Source organism: Bacillus sp. B25(2016b), from assembly GCF_001679765.1.
GTDB lineage: Bacteria > Bacillota > Bacilli > Bacillales > Bacillaceae_G > Bacillus_A > Bacillus_A thuringiensis_K.
On sequence record NZ_CP016285.1, the window covers coordinates 2951846 to 2969465 of the forward strand.

The following is a 17620-nucleotide window of genomic DNA, read 5'->3' on the forward strand; positions in this document are numbered from 1 at the left end:
ATGCGAGAACTCCTATTACGTAAGAAACAGAAAGAGCTAAGTGAATATAAAGCGATGTACATAATTAAGGATTATTTTTCACTTTTTTACCAAGCATTACACAAAAACACCCAAGAATTATCAAAGGTTCTCCTTCGTCTGTTTAACCTCCTACAGCACAACGGACGAAAATCTCATCGATACGAGAAAAAGACAGTCTTTGATATTTTGGGTGTTGTTTATGAGTATACCACTTCTACTCATCAGGTAGCATAGTAAAAAATTGAAACCCGTCAGGGTTTATTTGATATGCCCGCTTTTATAAAATCTACAAAAGATAATAAAAAACTATATGGAAAGACCGCATTTTGTTTAAAAATATACCTTAAGTTGATGGATGTGTGGTGCTATCCCATTGCTATTAAGGTAAGAATTTAAGTGTAATATCATTTAAGGTAATACTTAAGATACAAATAAAATATCTTTTCCATGTCGCACTGTTTTATTGAAGTCTATCCCGAGTTGTAGCTAGTTCAATGCGACTGTAAATTCGGAGTTCGGTGCGCCAGCAAATACAACGGTTCCGTTCTCTGGTAGTTTCACTTTGTTATTATCACTAACGACGGTAAAATTGACGCATACTCCATTCTCATCATACACCGCGAATGAACTTCCTGATGACAACTCCACATTCATCGTTTTCCCTGCTGCCTCTTGCGGGACCGTAAACCATTTCGCATGCCCATTTTTTTGCAATGTAACTTTCGATAATTGACCTGTATCAAGGGGTTTTACGTTAGATTCACTGACGTATAAAAAGCTGGACATCTCCATATATTCAGTACCATCCTCTGTATAGAAATGGGCTTCCTTTGTATCCCGCCCATTCATCACAGGAATTTGAATTTGATGCGTCGCCGTATTCGGACCTGTAATTTTTTTGCCGTCCCAATATCCATCCTTGATCGTAATTTGTGTGTTAAGAGGCATTAGTTGTCCTAGATAGTTCATAGAATTAAATTTTTCGTTAACGAGATAGAACTTGCCACCCTCGCGCTTCGCCCATGCAGCAGCTGTTTTCTTCGGTAACACATTGTTTTCTAATTTCTGGGCTAAATAGTGAGTCAGCACATTTTGCCCCAATCCCGGTGATAATTCATATGTGCTCTCTCTCAAATAAACTTTTCCATTCTTCTCTGTGACGAAATTAAGCTTGGAAGTACCCTTCTCATTTATAAAGCTCCCATCCGCCGTATATACATATTTTTCTTCCGGTTTAGTTGGTAAAAACAGTTCTCCCTTCTTCGTAATTTCTATTTTGAAATGGCTATAGCTATTTCCATAAAATCCTGCTTTTTTTACCACGTCTTGAGGCACTTTAGCCTTGTCGGGCTTGCCGAAGGATTTATCTGGCTTTATATCCTTAATTGTCCCTTTCTCTTTAAGCCTAGCTAGCAGTAATTTATTTGCCAACAGTTGATTTGTCATGCTGCTGCCGCCGGAGGACAATACAGCTGCTGCCATCTTCTGTTCTGGAAGCACGACCAATGTAGCATGTTGCAGTATCGTATCCCCACCCTTAGTCAACGCTTTTATCCCATATTCACTGAATGGGTATAGTTTCACACTATCCCAGCCAAGTCCATAGTTGAACACATTTCCGCTATCTTCCGGCCACATTCCTTTTTTATATTCTTCTTGTTCCATCGCCTTGACTGCTTTATTAGAGAGAATTTCTTTCCCCTGTCCCATAAATATTTGTGAGAATCGCACCACATCTTCTGCAGTAGAAGAGATTCCTCCCGTACCAATTAGATTCACCATTTCACTTGGTAGCTGTCCCTGGTATGTCGGAGAATACAGTCCAGCCCGCTTTTCGTCTTCCCATTTGTCTTGCGATGTTATCGTATGATTCAGTTTTAATGGCTCTGTAAACTTTTGATGTAGAAATTCAGTAAAACTCATACCGCTGACTCTTTCTACCAAGATCTCAGCCAGTGTAAAACCGTCATTACAGTATACTGAGAACGCACCAGGGTCTGCCTTCAAGTTTTGGTTGGACAATTGTTGCAACAAGATATCATGGGCATAAGCATCATTATCTTTAAATAAAAATGCATTATTGAACGTCGAACCTTGCAAACCCGAGGAGTGATTCAACAGCATACGCGGTGTAATACGCTTATATCGTTTATCTTTCATTTTGAAATCAGGAATATAGCGGGCAACAGGAGCATCCAAATCAACTTTTCCTTCGTCTACCAGTTTCATAACAGCCGCAGCTGTATATACTTTACTGGTTGAACCAATTCCGTATAGAGTATCTTTAGTTAGTGGCTCTTTCCCTTCTATGTCGTTCTTACCTGTCTGACCCGACAAAATAAATTTACCATTATCAATCAGCGCATACTGTACACTAGTCGTCTCATAGGACTTCGTGAGCAGTGCAGCGTTCTCTGCAGCAATCTTCTCCAAATCTTTGCTAGCAACTTCTTGGCTAGATACAACCGGAGTCTTACTGCTAGAAGACGCTATCGCTCCTGTTGGTAGACTCATCGTTAGAGCTAAGGTAGCGGCTAACACTCCAGATAATTTATTTTCCATAAGAAAAATTCCTCCTTAGATAAATGATCGATTTCATCTTTTATTTGTTCAATTACAAACATCACATAAACTACTATTCTGGCTTTATCCCTACTGTTGTAACAAACGGTAAAACCTCTCTTTTTCACATGTATGTTAGTACCATAAATGATTTTTTTATTTAGAATGCTCTTATTACTAGTTTGTTTTTCGTATAAATGTATCCTATTTACCCTCCCTCTTTTACGCTTCTCTATATTTGTATCCTACACAATAAAAATTTCTTTTTTCTTATCCATTTCTTACAATTTCCTTACGTTCAAATCACTTCTATAATTAGATAGGTTTTATTTTAAAATCTCCAGGATAATAAGTGCATATATAATCCCACGATTTTATAGAAGATGGATTAATAACCTTTCATGCACATCTCTGATATTCCCTTAGATTCCACCCTCAACCTTTACCACAGTTCCAACTGGCATCAACACTTCTTCACATTCTTATAAGTGGAAGTCATTATTTCATATTCATCATTGTAAAAAGATAAAACGAGAACTGAAACAGCCCCTAATATAATTGACGTTGTATGAGCTTAGATTGATAGCGACGGGGTACCGCCAGTATTTCGGAAAAAACCACACTAAGGGTATACAAGGTTTTATACAGTTTTTCAGTTAATCCAATAACAGACAAGAACCCTAAAACCGCACCAGGATAGGAAAGTATAAAAAATGCATAGATCCATAGAACAAAAAAAAGACGATTCCCTTGTAAAATTAGGGAACCGTCTTTTTCTTCGCTATCGATAACAAAAATCAAGTACGTAATATTTTATTTGTCGATATTTTTTCAATCTTCATTATCGATTTCTATTGTACCCGTTCTAGCACTAACCTTTAAAATATTTAACAGATTATTAGGTGTCTTAATTTCCACTTCATATTCAAATTTTGATTGTGCTAAGTTGTCATCTTCTAATTCAAATTCTTTTTTCACATTAATAATTTCTCCATTTGTATGAGCTAAAGAAATTTCACGAACTTGTTTCTCTGTGTAGTTTTCATTCTTTTTTGCATAATTGTAACCCATACCATAATATCCACCAATAATAGCAATACCACTTACTAAAATAGCAATTACACTTATAATTATTTTCTTTTTATGTTTTAACATTTTCATCCACTCCTTATTGATTAATCCTCTATTCCAAATCTTGCTTCAAGTGCCTTTTCTGCTTGTTCTAATTGATCTTCCAGTATATCGTATTCTTTTTCTTGCGCTTTATATTGTTCAATCGTTATCGTTCCAGCGTGATAATCTGCTTCTAGCCGATTATCAGATAGATCTATCTTGTCATCCAATTGGTCAATTTCTTTTTTTACTGCTAAGTACGTATTTAATTTTTCTTCTTTTGCTCCAACTGGTTTCGTGTTATTGGCCTTTTCTACAATAGATGTGACTTCGTTTTTGAAATCTTGTGTTTGCTTCGTATCATTCGTAGCGGGCCCTATTTTGTTTGGTTCTTGTTGTAGTTGAGCAACTTCTTTTTGTAATTTATCATTTTCCACTTTCAGTTGTTGCACTTCTGTATTGTTATCAGCTTGAGTAGAACAAGCTGTTAACAATACACAAGATATCGCTCCAATCAGCATCCATTTTCGCATTCTGTTTTCCTCCCTTTACATGTGCACCTTATCCTTGCCTTTATATTACTGAACAAACATTAAAGGAAGATTAATGTACAAAAAATAAAGTGAAGACTTTTACGGGTAGCCCGACTTCCCCTAACTCCCTCGCATTCGCCGAATTTTGAAGGAGGAGTCTTACTGTCCGTTAATGCTGGATAAAATGATATAATTAAATCGTTTCTAATCTTTCTTTAATGTTTTTGAATTATAGTGATACATATTAATAAGAAGAAAAGGAGAATGTTAATGCGAGTTCTTATTGTCGAAGATGAACAAGACTTACAAAATATATTGGTGAAACGATTAAATGCAGAACATTATAGTGTCGATGCATGTGGGAATGGAGAAGATGCCTTGGATTATATAAACATGGCTACCTACGATTTGATTGTCCTTGACATTATGATTCCCGGAATAGATGGTTTACGCGTATTACAAAGATTACGCGCGGACAATAATGCAACTCCTGTCTTGCTTCTTACAGCTAAAGATACAATTGATGATCGCGTAACAGGACTCGACTTAGGTGCGGATGATTATTTAGTAAAGCCGTTTGCTTTTGATGAACTGTTAGCAAGAATTCGAGTGTTAATGCGAAGAAAAACAGGAAATACATCTAATGTGTTTGAAATCGCTGACCTAGTGGTAGATTGCAATATGCATAAAGTAACAAGAGGAGACCAAGTTATCACTCTTTCCAGTAAAGAATTTGCTATTTTAGAATATATGATTCGTAATAAAGAAGTTGTGCTGACACGAGATAAAATTGAGCAACATGTGTGGAATTACGATTATGAAGGTGGCTCGAATATTATTGATGTTTACGTCCGCTATCTTCGTAAAAAAATTGATAGCCAGTTTGAAACGAAGTTAATTCATACAGTGCGAGGAACTGGTTACGTATTGCGAGTAGAATCATGAAAAGACTATCAATAAAAATGAGAGTAACCCTGTGGTATACGGGGCTAATTGTAATTATTATGGCACTCGTGTTAGCTTTTATTTTAACTTCTTCAGATAAAGTTTTGCTTTTTAATATGAAAGATAAATTGAAGAGCACAGTAAAAGAAAGCATGGAAGATATCGAATATAAGCATGGACACTTAAAGATGGACGATGATTTTGAAGCCTTAGAAGATGGCGTAAATATAAGTATTTATAATAAACAAGGTGAGCTGCTAGCAGGAAATAGTCCTACAAACTTTAATAAAAAGGTATCGCTTAAATCCGATGAAATACAAACCATTAAAGACGGTAATAAAGAATGGATTGTATATGATTTTCTCCATAATGGAGGCGACGATGAGCAAGTCTGGATTCGTGGAATAATGACCATGAGCCAATTATCTTCAACGATGAATACACTTATTGTCATAACACTCATCTCATTCCCATTACTTATTCTCATTGCGGCAGCGGGAGGATATTTTATTACGCAAAGAGCGTTTCGACCTGTGCAACAAATGAGTGATTCAGCTAGTAAAATTGGTGATGGTAAAGACCTTTCGAAAAGAATTCATTTACAAGGTTCACCAAAAGATGAAATGTATCATTTAGCCCAAACCTTTGACAAAATGTTCGAGCGATTGGAGACATCATTTGAAAGTGAAAAACAATTTACATCTGACGCATCTCATGAATTAAGAACACCAACATCTGTTATTATTTCGCAATGCGAATACGCTTTATCACAGAGGAATAATCCGAAAGAAATGGAAGAATCGTTAGAAGTCATTTTGAAGCAATCACGTAAAATGTCCGCTCTACTCTCCCAACTCTTATTATTAGCAAGAGCTGACCAAGGAAAACATAATACTTTCCAATTTGAATGTATCAATATGAGTGAATTAACGGAAATCGTCGTAGAAGAGCTCTCATTAATGGTGCAAGAGGCTTCGATTGATATAACAACTCATATAGAGGAAAACCTGTTTATAAAAGCAGATCAAACATTGATGATGCGTTTATTAATGAATTTACTAACGAATGCAATTGCATATAGCAAAGCGAGTGGAACTGTGAATATGCAACTATTCCGTGATGAAACCAACATAATAGGTAAAGTCTCTGATAATGGTATAGGCATCAGCGAGCAACATATTACTAAAATATGGGACCGCTTCTATCGAGTTGACGCAGCACGAACATCTTCAAACATCGGAAACACAGGTTTAGGATTGTCTATGGTAAAATGGATTGTCGAACTACATGGAGGAGAAATTACAGTTGAAAGTGAATTAGGAGAAGGCAGTACTTTTACATTTAAACTACCAATTGAAAAAAGAGCATAATTCATGCGCGTCTGTCGCTTCAAAATAAAGATTGATATTTAAAGGCTCTCTACAATCCTTATGTAAAAATAACTGACGCATTTTAAACATCATCGATTTTATCATTTTGGACAACCTATTCTGTTAAATTGATATACATGCGAAAAAACTATCGAAATAAAACCCCAGAAATCCAACGGTCTCTGGGGCTCCATTATATATTTAGCTCTTTTTGCTTTTTGTTTTGTTTATGTCTATACAGCAATTTTCGGCTTATTAGAGAAATCACTAATAAGGTCAGAATTAATAAAATAAGTTGCATAAATGATAGATCAAAATATTTAGCACCTGTAACGATTAAAAGTGTAGAAATTGTGCCTTTTACAACGAAAAAAATAATAACCCATAATCCGCCTTTTTTCCAGTTCATTTTATATTACCCTTTCCTACATTTAAATTCTTAAAAGATTTAATGATAGTTCTTAAATGTGACAACTTAATAGAAATCTATTATATTAACAAAAAATTCATGTCTAATTAAATGCGACGATTCTATATTAAGTGAAAATGATATTCATTGTCAATTTTATTGACTATTTGAATACTTATTCTTAACCTCTTCCTACTTTGTTTCTTATAAGCAATACACTCTTGTATTCAAACAAAAACACCTCCATTGCATTTGCACACTTAGTATGCGAATGCAAGAGGTGTTTTTTCATATACCATCAGGTAAGATTTCCTGCTTTGTTTATTTCTTGATACGTAGCTATTTTTTAGTACACGATAACTGGATCATAAGTGTTCAAACTATCATATACAGTTTTTGCAACATTAGGAAGAAGGTTCACACATCCACCTGATCCTCCTGTTAAATAAGCGTTATTTCCCCAGTCTTTTCGCCAGCCAGCATCGTGGAATCCTTGACCACTATTTGTGAATGGAACCCAGTAATCTACTTTAACCGCATAATCAGCTTTTCCTACTGCGCTACCTCTTAGCGTGTATGGTGTTCGTTTATATAGAACGTACCACACACCTGGTGATGTATCTTCACCAGTACTATGTTTACCAGTTACTACATTTGTTGTAACAACTAATTTTCCATCTTTGTAAATCCAAATTTGTTGCTCTGCAATTGAAACTTCTGCATACGTGTCTCCGATGCCATTATTCGATGTTGTTTTATAACCGATACCTTCCTTCTCCCAACCATTTCCGTGAATATTAGAAGCAGAAAGCGATTTTTCGCCTTTCTCAAAGGCTTGTTGAACTTGTTTAGTTTCTTTTTCAACATCTAGTGCCCAGCCGTATCCTTGTCCTTTTACTGATATGACTGAACCGGAATGAGTTTTAAATGAGAAATCTTTATTTAATGTTGATTTGGCATTATTAATTTCAGTAATTTTCTTCTTAATGTCACTCGCATCAATTGTAACTTTCATATCCTTTGACATAGAGGCATTTTGAATTAAATCTTTTGCTTTTAAAGGATAAACTTCATCCTGCACTTTATACTCAACAGACTGCCCAAGAAGATTCTGTAGTGCTTTCTCCTCTTTTTTGACAATCGGATCGTCTTCTTTAATAGGTTTTATGTATGCAGACTTCAGATGAATTTCGCTTTTATATTTTTGCTTATCATAATCTTTCAGTAGACTAGTAACATCATACTGTTTTCCTTCCACACTTTTCGAAATAACAATTTTCCCTTGTTCTAGCTTCGCCATAGCATCTTGAGGCGCTTTTAATTTCTCATTCATAGAGATGAGCTTTTCTTCCACAAGTTTTTTCATCGTTTCACTACGATACTGATCTGCCTTCTCTGGTAGCAATGAATAATTTTTCCCCTTTGAAGAAGGGAAAAATGTCCACTGGCTTTTTAATAGTTTCTTAATTTGAGGCAAATCTTTTTCCGTAAGTTCCGTTTTTGTATCTTTTTCATCTAAAATTTGTTGTTGATCAACATAGACTTTGTTTGCTAGTCCAGATGTCTTTAATTTTTGTATTGCTTGATCAGCGCTCAGACCACCAACTTTTGTGTCATTAATTGTAACATTCGAATTGAAGTGAGTTGCCTGGTAATAACTCATTCCCCCAATAAGAAGTGCAATTACACCAATACCCGCTGCGATAAACTTCCAATTTGTATAACGTTTGTTTGATCTTACTCGTTTTTGATCAATTTCTTCAACTGATTCATTTGTTGTATTGTTGTTCATCAATCTTTCCCCCGTATGTATTAACGTCAAACGATTTTCAATTAAAATCATAGACTAGTGTACCTTATTTTTCCTAAAATTTCATTATTTCCGACCACATTTTATCGCAATTTAATGATTAAATTTAGATTTTTTAATAGTACGATGCATTGCACAGCCCTTTACAAGTTATAAAATGAAATTTCAATCAACCGTTATACCAAGGGAATTAACTACATCTTCTTTGGAAAACTTTTTCTCTTTACGTAAAATACGAATTATATTATCCGTTTTATGAACATCACCTCCTAATTTTGTCAAAAAAAAAAAAAAACGATAGTCCTTCTATCTAAAATGTAGAAGGACTATCGTTTTTTCAGTTAGAGTATTTGTATAATCGTTTAACTTTTTATTTCCTGAAGGTCAAACTTGATGAAGATGATGAAATTTCATCTCATAGCCTTTAAATGAAAACATTATGTTTTTTATGGCAACCAAGTTTATTTTCTTAGCTTGATGTCCCCCACATATCCAGCAGCCTAAGATTAAGTAAGAGTCTGTTCAACTAGATTTTTTCTAATATTTTTAGGAGCATCTTATTTCACCTTGTCATATTTCACTAATTAAATTTAAAACACATCCATATGCTATTTAGTAAAATTTACGATTCGAGACGTAATTATTGCAGTAATCAAGATAATAATAGCGGTTATCAAGCCAGATTCTCCAATCCAAATCTCAGTTTGATATCCTGTACTTGCACGTGCGAAAGGTCCTTGGATAATGGCATTCCAAGTGGTATGGATGATAACCGAAGGCCAAACGCTACCTGTGATAAGTCGTAAATAAGCTGTAATATAACTGAATGGCACAATACATAAATAGATGCCAAGTACTGAGAGAAAGACAGATGATCCCTCTACATACAGACCAGCGATAACAATTGGAACATGCCACGTTGCCCAAATCAATCCACTAATAAGGATGGGGCGTGAAAACTCTGCATCGATTAGCCTTATAAGCATGTAACCTCGCCACCCCATTTCTTCTCCAAAAACTGGGATTAAGTTAAGCAAACTTCCTAAAATGCCGCTCAATACTACTAGATAAATGAAACTGAATGGTGCCGTTACATACTGAAGTCCAAGTATATTGTAGATTGGTTCTAACATACCACCTTCGGGATGCCGAAACCTCGCAATTCCGCTCAACCAGGCTATAGAATAAGTAATTCCACAAATAATCATAGGTATTAACAGAGCAAAACCAATCCCCTTCCATACCTTTAAGTTACCGAGACTAAAAGATACATCTTTAAACCCTTCTTTCAGTATTATGCGAGTCAAAATAGAAGAAAATGCTGGGGTAAACATATATACCACAATAAGCGGCATACTGTTAGTAACCATTACTACTACATTTAGGATAATGGAAGTAATGGTTAAGATACTTAGAAAGAGTTGAATTCCTATTTTAGCACGTTGGATTTTATCTTTATTATGGAATGCTTCTCCGTGTAACAACATTGTAATCCGCCCTTCCCCTTTTATTCATTTGTTTATTAAATTTACTTCCTGTCATTTCAACAGCTACAACTTAGAATAAAAATATTTTGGCATACAGATTCATTCATCTTTACAATCCCTCCCAAATTCATAATCTAATCTTACTTGCGGCTCAACAATGTAATTATTATTTATAAGGTGTCATAGCCGATAGTACAAAAGTGTAATGATTAGCCTATGACTTGTGTCAATTAACCTTATGACAATATGTAACTAGAAAATATGATATGGAATAAATAAGAATTGAATTAAGGCAATTAATTCGTGTAAGTACATGAATCAATCTTGCTTTTACAAATAATTCAATTGAGGTGAGCAAAAATGAATAAGAAAAAAATGATTGCAATGGTTAGTACAGCTTTATTAGTCACAGGATGTGGGGAAGTAGGAAACGCTCAAACTGTAGCAGTCGAAAACTCAGGTCAATCAATCCAAAAAAATATAGTTAAATCAATACAATCACAGGCTAACCCATTAAAAACGATAGAACCGTCAAAACCATTTGAAGATTTAAAACCACTTAAGAAAATGATTGGGAGCGCACAATATGTAGGATTAGGAGAGAATACTCATGGAAGCTCTGAAATTTTCACTATGAAGTTTCGCCTTGTGAAATATTTGGTTACTGAGATGGGCTTTACAAATTTCACAATGGAAGAAGATTGGGGAAACGGCTTAAAGCTAAATGAATATATCCAAACAGGAAAAGGAAACCCTAGGGAATTTTTAAATTTGTTATATCCTACTGATGAAATTATAGCCATGATTGAGTGGATGAAAGATTATAATGCTGATCCATCCAATAAAAAGAAGATCCAATTTATTGGAATCGACTTAAAAACGTTGGACCAAGGTAGCTTTAATAAAGTAATTGATTATGTAAGGGTACATCGACCAAATTTGCTTGCAGAAGTAGAAGAAAATTATAAAGAATTATCGTCTTTTACTGGAAGTATACAAGAATATATGAAACTTACTCCTGAATTGAAAGAGAAGTTCAAAGCAAACGCTGAGAGAGTAGCCCGATTACTAAATGATGAGAATGAGCAAGCCAACACAGAAATAGTTTCACCTGAGTACATGTGGGTAAAAGCAACGGCAAGTGCAATAGAGAAATTTACCACAATGCTACTTCCTAACGACTATCCAAGTATAATAAAGCTACATGAGCAATACTTGGCCGATCATGCAATGTGGGCACAAGAGACATTTGGTGGTAAAACGATGGTATGGGGACACAATATTCATATTGCTAAAGGAATTATCGATGAGAAATTATACCCTTATGTTGCGGGGAAATTTTTGAAGGAACGTTTAGACAATAATTATGTCACAATTGGTAGTACAACTACGAAGGGGAATTTCACCTTATACAGCGAATATGATCCTTCTACTGGAGGTAAGATTACAACGCGTGCGATTCCACAAAATGTAAATAGTTTTAACTATACCCTCGGAAAAGTACCATATAACATGTTTTTATTGGATAACCGTCACCTTAAAGGACAAGCAGAGAAATGGGTTAAAGCCAAAAGACCATTACTAAGTATAGGGGGACAAATATTCCCAAACGAATCGACATACTTTGATAAATCATTGCTTGAGCAATTTGATATTATTTTTCATATTCGAAAAACAAGTCCATCTCATATTAAATAAAAGTACAAAAAAACCGTTCTTGCAGATGCAAAAACGGTTTTTTTGTGGAGGATTAATAAAGTGAAACTTTAATCAGTCGGGATTTTATTCATCCCCCACCTAACTTATTTGCTTCCACTGAATTTTGAGGTGGGGGTCTTACTGCCCGGCAAATAGCGGGATAAAAGGATCTTTTTTAACTAGAAGTAAGCTGTTCTCCCCCCTTTTCAATCTCATTTAAAACTGTCATATGACACTTTTACACTAGTGAGAATGACAAAAAAAGCAGTATGATTCGGTTATTACATAGATAGGAGCGATGAACTTTATGAAATCAAGATTCATCCAGAATGGTTATTTTTTATTGCTAACTTTCGTTACAGGATTATTTTATTTTTGTTTTTATCTAATAGCTCTGCTATTCAGTTTTACCCTTTCATTTACGGTAATTGGGATTCCACTAGTTATACGCGTACTACAGACTACGACACCTTTTATCCAATTCGAGCGCATACAGACGAAAATTTATACTGATATTTCGACCGACTCTTACGATAAAAGTATAAAAATGGCTACATCAAACTGGACTCAGGTGAAATTAGTGCTTACAGATCGTCGCACTTGGTCTGCTGTCTTTTGGTTAATGCAGAAATTAGTGATTGGCATTTTCAGTCTCATTAGTGCAATCATTTTTTATGTAATGCCACTTATGTTCCTGTTGGCACCACTACTGTATCGATACATCGATATGAATATTATATTCATACAGATAGATACTTTTGCCAAATCACTCTTTGTAATGTTTATGGGTATAGTATTTACCGCCATAAGTATTAGAATAGTAGATGGTTTGACAAAGAAAATCGGGGGCTATACACGTAGTATGATTCGGCAACTAAATCAATAGAGGTTTACAGTCTGTGAGTAGTATCACAGTTTTAAATTAAAAAGTATAATAAGACATGAAAGATTAAATTATAATATAGGAAGTAAAAAGGCAGGCTATTTAGGGGGTAAATGACTTGTTAGATATGGTTAAGTATTGGTTTTGGTATGATTGGATTATGTTAGGGATTCGTCTACTTACTAGTGTATCTATCATCCTAGCTACATTAAATTTTCAAAATGGTTTAACATTACCACTTTGGATTATTATTCTTTGGGAAATTATTGCCTTCTCAATTCCATGGGTAGCCTTACTATTCAATTATAAATATTATTTGTTCACAGAAATACTGCTATATGGTGGACTATGTATATATTTAACCTCATTATTTCCGGAAGCTTACAACACATTTCTTATATCGGTGTTTCTAATTGCTGCAAATAGTAAGCATTTGTCCTATTATTGGACAGCTCCAATAACAGTTTTTATAACGACTGGAATTTTCTATGCGGTTGCGCCAAGTAATAGCTATTGGGTTATGGTCACCTATTATGGATTCGCATATGTAATGGGCTTCGCTTTTCATTTATTAATCGTCAATCATAAGCAAAATGAATCAATTCGTAAACAAAACGCGGTACTTGAGCAATATATGTCTCAGATTGAACGCATTACACTGGCGGAAGAACGAAACAGACTGTCGAGTGAGCTTCATGATACAGTTGGTCACGCTTATACTTCTATTATTATGGGAATGGAAACGTTGCGCACCGAACTTGCTACTGAAATGGGTATACAGAGGCTAGATTCTCTGCTTGAAATGGGACGTAAAAGCATCGAGGACGTGAGAGGTTACCTACATCAAATGGAGTCTCCGTGTCAATCGCCTTCCTTAATTCAATCTCTCCAAAATCTTGGAGTCGAATTTCAGGAGCACGCTCAAGTTAATGTAAGTTTTCGGGCATACGGAGAGGAATATGAATTGTCTCGGCAAGCGAAGATAGCGTTCATTCGTTGCTTACAAGAGTCCCTTACAAATGCAGTACGTCATGGTCAAGGAACTGAAATTATAGTTTCATTGCAGTTTGAACAACAATATACGAGATTAGAAGTTCAAGATAATGGAAAAGGAAATGTAGAATGGCAGGAAGGCTTCGGTATGAATGCGATGAAAGAACGAGCAATGAATTTGCAAGGTCAATTGTCTGTATATACAAAGCCGGATGAAGGAATGCTTGTTACATGTACCGTACCGCGACAAACTGAAATAAAAGATGGACTTATTCGTTTGTTAATTGTAGACGACCAGCCGTTTGTTCGAGAAAGTTTGAGGACACTACTCGATAGATATGAAGATTTAAATGTAGTGGGTTTGGCCGAGAATGGCAATCAAGCCATAGATTTGTGCGGGCGCCTTCAACCCCATGTTATCCTTATGGATTTAGATATGCAGCAAATGGATGGAGTCGAAGCAACCAAAAAGATTAAGCAACAATGGCCACATATCCGCATATTGATTTTTACAACGTTTCAAGATACCAAACAGGCGTTGGAATCGCTTCGCAACGGTGCGGATGGTTTTTTACTCAAATCTATTGAAACGTTGGAGCTAGCTAATACGATCCGACTTATTCACAAAGGTGGGACACTGATTGATCAGGGAATGTCTCAAAAAATATTTGAGAAGTTTGATAAGCAAAAAGAGACACCACAAGTAACCGCTTATGAGCTAACAGCTAGAGAGATAGAAATATTACAGCTAGTAGCAAAGGGACTTCGATACACTACCATAGCATCAAGGTTATATTTGTCAAATGGTACGGTCAGAAATTATGCTTCTACAGCTTATACAAAGCTAGGAGTCCGTAACAAAGAAGAAGCTGTTCAAAAGGCTCTAGAAATTGGAATTATTGAATAAGAAAAATGTTTTTTGTTTCTCTATAGCAAGGTAAAATGTAATTACAAGATACAGTAAAGGATAAAGTGAAACTTTAATCAGCCCTCACCAATCGGTTTTTTACGGGCAGCCCGCCCCCACCTAACTTCTTTGCTTCCGCTGAATTTTGAGGTGGGGGGCTTACTGTCCGGCAAATAGCATCATTACATTAATCTTTTTTCGGGAGTACTATTCCTTTATATAATTGAACTGTAGTTAAGTACTAAATCGAGTAAATTACTACAAAAATAACAAGTGGTAACCAAATGCGAGAGTACGGATCGATTAAAAGAGGGCTAAACATGTTCATACCAACTGATATATGAGTAATCCCTATAATTGCTGGGAATAAAAATATGAAGAATAACTCTTTATAGATTGATTTTGTTAATAATTCTCGGCGGACAACAATTTTACGAAGCATTTGATAACGAGCCACATCTTTTGATGCTCCCGACAGAACTTTAAACATTAAGCAACTTGCCATTATTGCTAAAAATGCAATTCCAACGAAGAACACCATAAACATTAATCCGCTAGCAAAATCATGACTCACAATATTGTGACGAAAAACCGGGAAAATAATAATAACTAGTTACTATTATTATTTATTTGTCACTTTTAAAGCATCTAACACTATCTTGGTTGCTTCTGCAATAAGCTTATCATCGTATTTAGCATCCTCTTTATCATGATTAGAAAGTATCGCAAGAACAATTGGCTTTTTATTTGGTGGCCAAATAATTGCGATATCATTTCTGGTTCCATAAGATCCCGAGCCCGTCTTATCAGCTACTTCCCATCCTCCTGGAACTCCAGCACGAATTAAGTTGTCTCCGGTAGTATTCCTTTTCATCCAATCTATTAATAAATCCCGTTTCTCAGTTGAAAGTACATCTCCTAACGCAAAAGCCTGAAGACTAGTAGCTAATGCCTTTGGGGTACTAGTATCATGTACGTCTCCTGGATGCACTTCGTTTAACTCTGGTTCAAAACGTTCAGGATTTGTAACGGTATCTCCTATTTCTCTCAGTGATTTTTTGAATTCACTAGGTCCACCTAATTGTTTAAGAATAAGATTTTGTGCAGTATTATCACTATATCGAAGGGAAGCATCTGCAAGCTCTTTCAGAGTCATGCCCCTATCAACATACTTTTCTGTAATTGGATTGTAATTAACAAGATCTTCACGAGTATACAAAACTCTTTGATTTAGATCTTCTATTGATTTCTTTTGTAAAAGTACTCCCACAGCTAAAGCTTTGTGGGTAGATGCGTATGCAAACCGTTTATCTGATTGATACGTAACGGTTTGATTCGTATCAGTGTCCAATGCATAAATACCAAGTTTAGCATCAAATTCTTTTTCAAGTTTAGCAAATGAATCATTACCAGTAGTTTCTTGTTTGATTTGATTTGTTTGTTTCGTTTGTTTAAGTGATTCAGATTGAGTATTACCATCGGAACAGCCTATAAGCGTTGCACATGAAAGAAATACTACAGGTACCATCTTTTTGTAATGTAAAATGTTAAAAAACTTGTTTAAGACTATCATACATTTTCAACCTCTTTCAAGAATATATAGTTTTTCTAGGTGTTATACATACCGACACAATGAAAAAGTCTATCGGATATCACTCTCTTGCATCTCACTTTTCATAAAATGAGTGAACTATCATGAACCCCTGTTTTATACGTATACTTAATAGACAACCTAAATAACAAGTTTGTTCCATTTTTATCAGTAGTCGTATCTAGAAACCTAAAAAAGTCCATTTAGAAAATCTAAATGGACTTTTTCACTCATATAATCCTATCTATAGTTAAACGAATAAGATTAAATAAATTTAATTTTTCTTATTTTATCTAATAAACTGTTTAGGCATTTCTTTAACGTGCTTATCATCATCACGCCAATCATAGGTTTCTTTCTGTGAAATATCTAAAGTTTGATCTCCAATTCTAACAATATTCTTATTTACCCATTCAATATATGGATCGGTATCTGGATAATTCCAATATATATTTTTCTCTGAATCTGTATCAAGGTTAACTAATTCACCCCTAACAGCATCCGCACTTAATGATCCTGCATTATGAAAATAAGTCTTGATGAGATATTTTCCATCTGGAGATTTCACTGTTCGAATGAATTCCCCTTTTGGAACACCTTGCAAACTAAAAAATTTCCAATATCCAAACCCAATTATAATTACTAACATAGTAATTATAGTTAGTAATACTTTTCTTTTTGTTTTTTTAATTTCACCTTTTGTATTTATAATACTCATTCAACTCCATTCCATAGAACTAATACCATATTATACCATTAAGTAAATGGTATAATATATCAAAAATAAAAATCCTCCCGTAATAGTATTATAAAAAGGGCATGTGATGGTCTCCCTATTTATAAAGTGAAACTTTAATCCCACTCACCAATCGGGCTACCCGTTAATGCGGGATAAACATGAAAATTCCCCTTTAAGAAAAATATAAAAAATCAGACAGTATACTTGAATTGCTCTTCGCAAGAGAATATACTAATAAAGCAGGCTATGACGTTCCTTCCTTCTAACTTCTTTGGCGAAATAGGGATGTTACTTTCCTGCTAAACACATAGGCTATGACAATTCTTCCTTCTTTTCCAGAAATTTCAAATTGTTTTAGAGTTGTCAATTTCCTATGAAAACAATTAGACTATAAAACCTCTTTCTTCTTTGGGATTGAATAAACTTTAGTTTATCAACCAACCATTGATGTAGAGGTTTTCTTTTCTTAATTAACAAATTACCACTTAACAACTAAATGTTATACCCCTAATTTTCCACTAAAAAATAGCTATGTACCCTCAGTGCATTTCTCTATAAT

The 17620-nt window shown here is 35.0% G+C and carries 13 protein-coding genes and 2 pseudogenes; 6 read left to right on the top strand and 9 right to left on the bottom strand.

The genetic code is table 11. The features are described from left to right. A pseudogene (locus BAQ53_RS15075) lies at positions 1–255 on the top strand (IS4 family transposase); the annotation flags it as partial. A gap of 252 nt (positions 256–507) precedes the next feature. On the opposite strand, the gene BAQ53_RS15080 reads toward BAQ53_RS15075, so the two are convergent. The 3 genes from BAQ53_RS15080 to BAQ53_RS15090 all read right to left on the bottom strand — a co-directional run bounded on the left by BAQ53_RS15080 (position 508) and on the right by BAQ53_RS15090 (position 4229). After that, the gene (locus tag BAQ53_RS15080; protein ID WP_208905683.1) at positions 508–2583 is read right to left on the bottom strand and encodes a serine hydrolase domain-containing protein; all 2076 of its coding nucleotides are present in this window, start codon (positions 2581–2583) and stop codon (positions 508–510) included. An 831-nt stretch (positions 2584–3414) separates the two neighbouring features. Continuing rightward, positions 3415–3738 carry a PepSY domain-containing protein gene (locus BAQ53_RS15085; RefSeq protein WP_061884368.1) on the bottom strand — a complete coding sequence of 108 codons (324 nt, stop codon included), beginning with the start codon at positions 3736–3738 and terminating at the stop codon, positions 3415–3417. Positions 3739–3758: 20 nt separating this feature from the next. Then, entirely contained in the window at positions 3759–4229 is a 471-nt protein-coding gene (locus tag BAQ53_RS15090) for a SadB/YajI family lipoprotein (RefSeq protein ID WP_001233661.1), read from the bottom strand. Positions 4230–4499: 270 nt separating this feature from the next. Here BAQ53_RS15090 and BAQ53_RS15095 point away from each other — a divergent pair, with 270 nt between their 5' ends. Both BAQ53_RS15095 and BAQ53_RS15100 read left to right on the top strand, forming a co-directional pair. Next, positions 4500–5174: a response regulator transcription factor gene (locus tag BAQ53_RS15095; RefSeq protein ID WP_001264528.1), complete on the top strand. Its 675-nt coding sequence runs from the start codon at positions 4500–4502 to the stop codon at positions 5172–5174. Beyond that, a complete protein-coding gene (locus BAQ53_RS15100; RefSeq protein ID WP_089149271.1) occupies positions 5171–6544 on the top strand; it encodes a sensor histidine kinase in 1374 nt (457 codons plus the stop codon). Before BAQ53_RS15095 ends, BAQ53_RS15100 begins: the two co-directional genes overlap by 4 nt. A 193-nt stretch (positions 6545–6737) precedes the next feature. Here BAQ53_RS15100 and BAQ53_RS15105 read toward each other — a convergent pair whose 3' ends face one another. From BAQ53_RS15105 to BAQ53_RS15115, 3 genes are all read right to left on the bottom strand, one after another. Then, entirely contained in the window at positions 6738–6953 is a 216-nt protein-coding gene (locus tag BAQ53_RS15105) for a hypothetical protein (protein ID WP_001104104.1), read from the bottom strand. Between the two features lie 346 nt (positions 6954–7299). Continuing rightward, complete coding sequence (locus tag BAQ53_RS15110) at positions 7300–8745, bottom strand: L,D-transpeptidase family protein (protein ID WP_001064078.1); 1446 nt, start codon at positions 8743–8745, stop codon at positions 7300–7302. Positions 8746–9371: 626 nt separating this feature from the next. Continuing rightward, positions 9372–10250 carry a CPBP family intramembrane glutamic endopeptidase gene (locus BAQ53_RS15115; protein WP_208905685.1) on the bottom strand — a complete coding sequence of 293 codons (879 nt, stop codon included), beginning with the start codon at positions 10248–10250 and terminating at the stop codon, positions 9372–9374. 360 nt (positions 10251–10610) lie between these two features. Here BAQ53_RS15115 and BAQ53_RS15120 point away from each other — a divergent pair, with 360 nt between their 5' ends. The 3 genes from BAQ53_RS15120 (at position 10611) to BAQ53_RS15130 (ending at position 14731) form a co-directional block, all read left to right on the top strand. Then, on the top strand, positions 10611–11948 hold the full coding sequence (locus BAQ53_RS15120) for an erythromycin esterase family protein (RefSeq protein WP_208905687.1): 1338 nt from the start codon (positions 10611–10613) through the stop codon (positions 11946–11948). A 307-nt stretch (positions 11949–12255) separates the two neighbouring features. Then, the gene (locus tag BAQ53_RS15125) at positions 12256–12834 is read left to right on the top strand and encodes a sensor domain-containing protein (RefSeq protein WP_002181390.1); all 579 of its coding nucleotides are present in this window, start codon (positions 12256–12258) and stop codon (positions 12832–12834) included. Positions 12835–12949: 115 nt separating this feature from the next. After that, positions 12950–14731 carry a helix-turn-helix transcriptional regulator gene (locus tag BAQ53_RS15130; RefSeq protein WP_208905689.1) on the top strand — a complete coding sequence of 594 codons (1782 nt, stop codon included), beginning with the start codon at positions 12950–12952 and terminating at the stop codon, positions 14729–14731. Positions 14732–14972: 241 nt separating this feature from the next. On the opposite strand, the pseudogene BAQ53_RS15135 reads toward BAQ53_RS15130, so the two are convergent. From BAQ53_RS15135 to BAQ53_RS15145, 3 genes and pseudogenes are all read right to left on the bottom strand, one after another. Next, positions 14973–15308 (bottom strand): annotated as a pseudogene (locus BAQ53_RS15135) (ABC transporter permease); the annotation flags it as partial. Positions 15309–15353: 45 nt separating this feature from the next. After that, positions 15354–16304 carry a class A beta-lactamase gene (bla, locus tag BAQ53_RS15140; RefSeq protein WP_061884372.1) on the bottom strand — a complete coding sequence of 317 codons (951 nt, stop codon included), beginning with the start codon at positions 16302–16304 and terminating at the stop codon, positions 15354–15356. Between the two features lie 307 nt (positions 16305–16611). Then, complete coding sequence (locus BAQ53_RS15145; protein WP_208905691.1) at positions 16612–17040, bottom strand: DUF5412 domain-containing protein; 429 nt, start codon at positions 17038–17040, stop codon at positions 16612–16614. Positions 17041–17620 lie beyond the last annotated feature (580 nt).

What these genes read in the sequence shown, in the direction of transcription:
- BAQ53_RS15110 (WP_001064078.1), bottom strand. Translation starts at nt 8,745, where the DNA reads ATGAACAACAATACAACAAATGAATCAGTTGAAGAAATTGATCAAAAA.
- bla (WP_061884372.1), bottom strand. Translation starts at nt 16,304, where the DNA reads ATGATAGTCTTAAACAAGTTTTTTAACATTTTACATTACAAAAAGATG.
- BAQ53_RS15085 (WP_061884368.1), bottom strand. Translation starts at nt 3,738, where the DNA reads ATGTTAAAACATAAAAAGAAAATAATTATAAGTGTAATTGCTATTTTA.
- BAQ53_RS15090 (WP_001233661.1), bottom strand. Translation starts at nt 4,229, where the DNA reads ATGCGAAAATGGATGCTGATTGGAGCGATATCTTGTGTATTGTTAACA.
- BAQ53_RS15120 (WP_208905687.1), top strand. Translation starts at nt 10,611, where the DNA reads ATGAATAAGAAAAAAATGATTGCAATGGTTAGTACAGCTTTATTAGTC.
- BAQ53_RS15100 (WP_089149271.1), top strand. Translation starts at nt 5,171, where the DNA reads ATGAAAAGACTATCAATAAAAATGAGAGTAACCCTGTGGTATACGGGG.
- BAQ53_RS15145 (WP_208905691.1), bottom strand. Translation starts at nt 17,040, where the DNA reads ATGAGTATTATAAATACAAAAGGTGAAATTAAAAAAACAAAAAGAAAA.
- BAQ53_RS15125 (WP_002181390.1), top strand. Translation starts at nt 12,256, where the DNA reads ATGAAATCAAGATTCATCCAGAATGGTTATTTTTTATTGCTAACTTTC.
- BAQ53_RS15095 (WP_001264528.1), top strand. Translation starts at nt 4,500, where the DNA reads ATGCGAGTTCTTATTGTCGAAGATGAACAAGACTTACAAAATATATTG.
- BAQ53_RS15080 (WP_208905683.1), bottom strand. Translation starts at nt 2,583, where the DNA reads ATGGAAAATAAATTATCTGGAGTGTTAGCCGCTACCTTAGCTCTAACG.
- BAQ53_RS15115 (WP_208905685.1), bottom strand. Translation starts at nt 10,250, where the DNA reads ATGTTGTTACACGGAGAAGCATTCCATAATAAAGATAAAATCCAACGT.
- BAQ53_RS15105 (WP_001104104.1), bottom strand. Translation starts at nt 6,953, where the DNA reads ATGAACTGGAAAAAAGGCGGATTATGGGTTATTATTTTTTTCGTTGTA.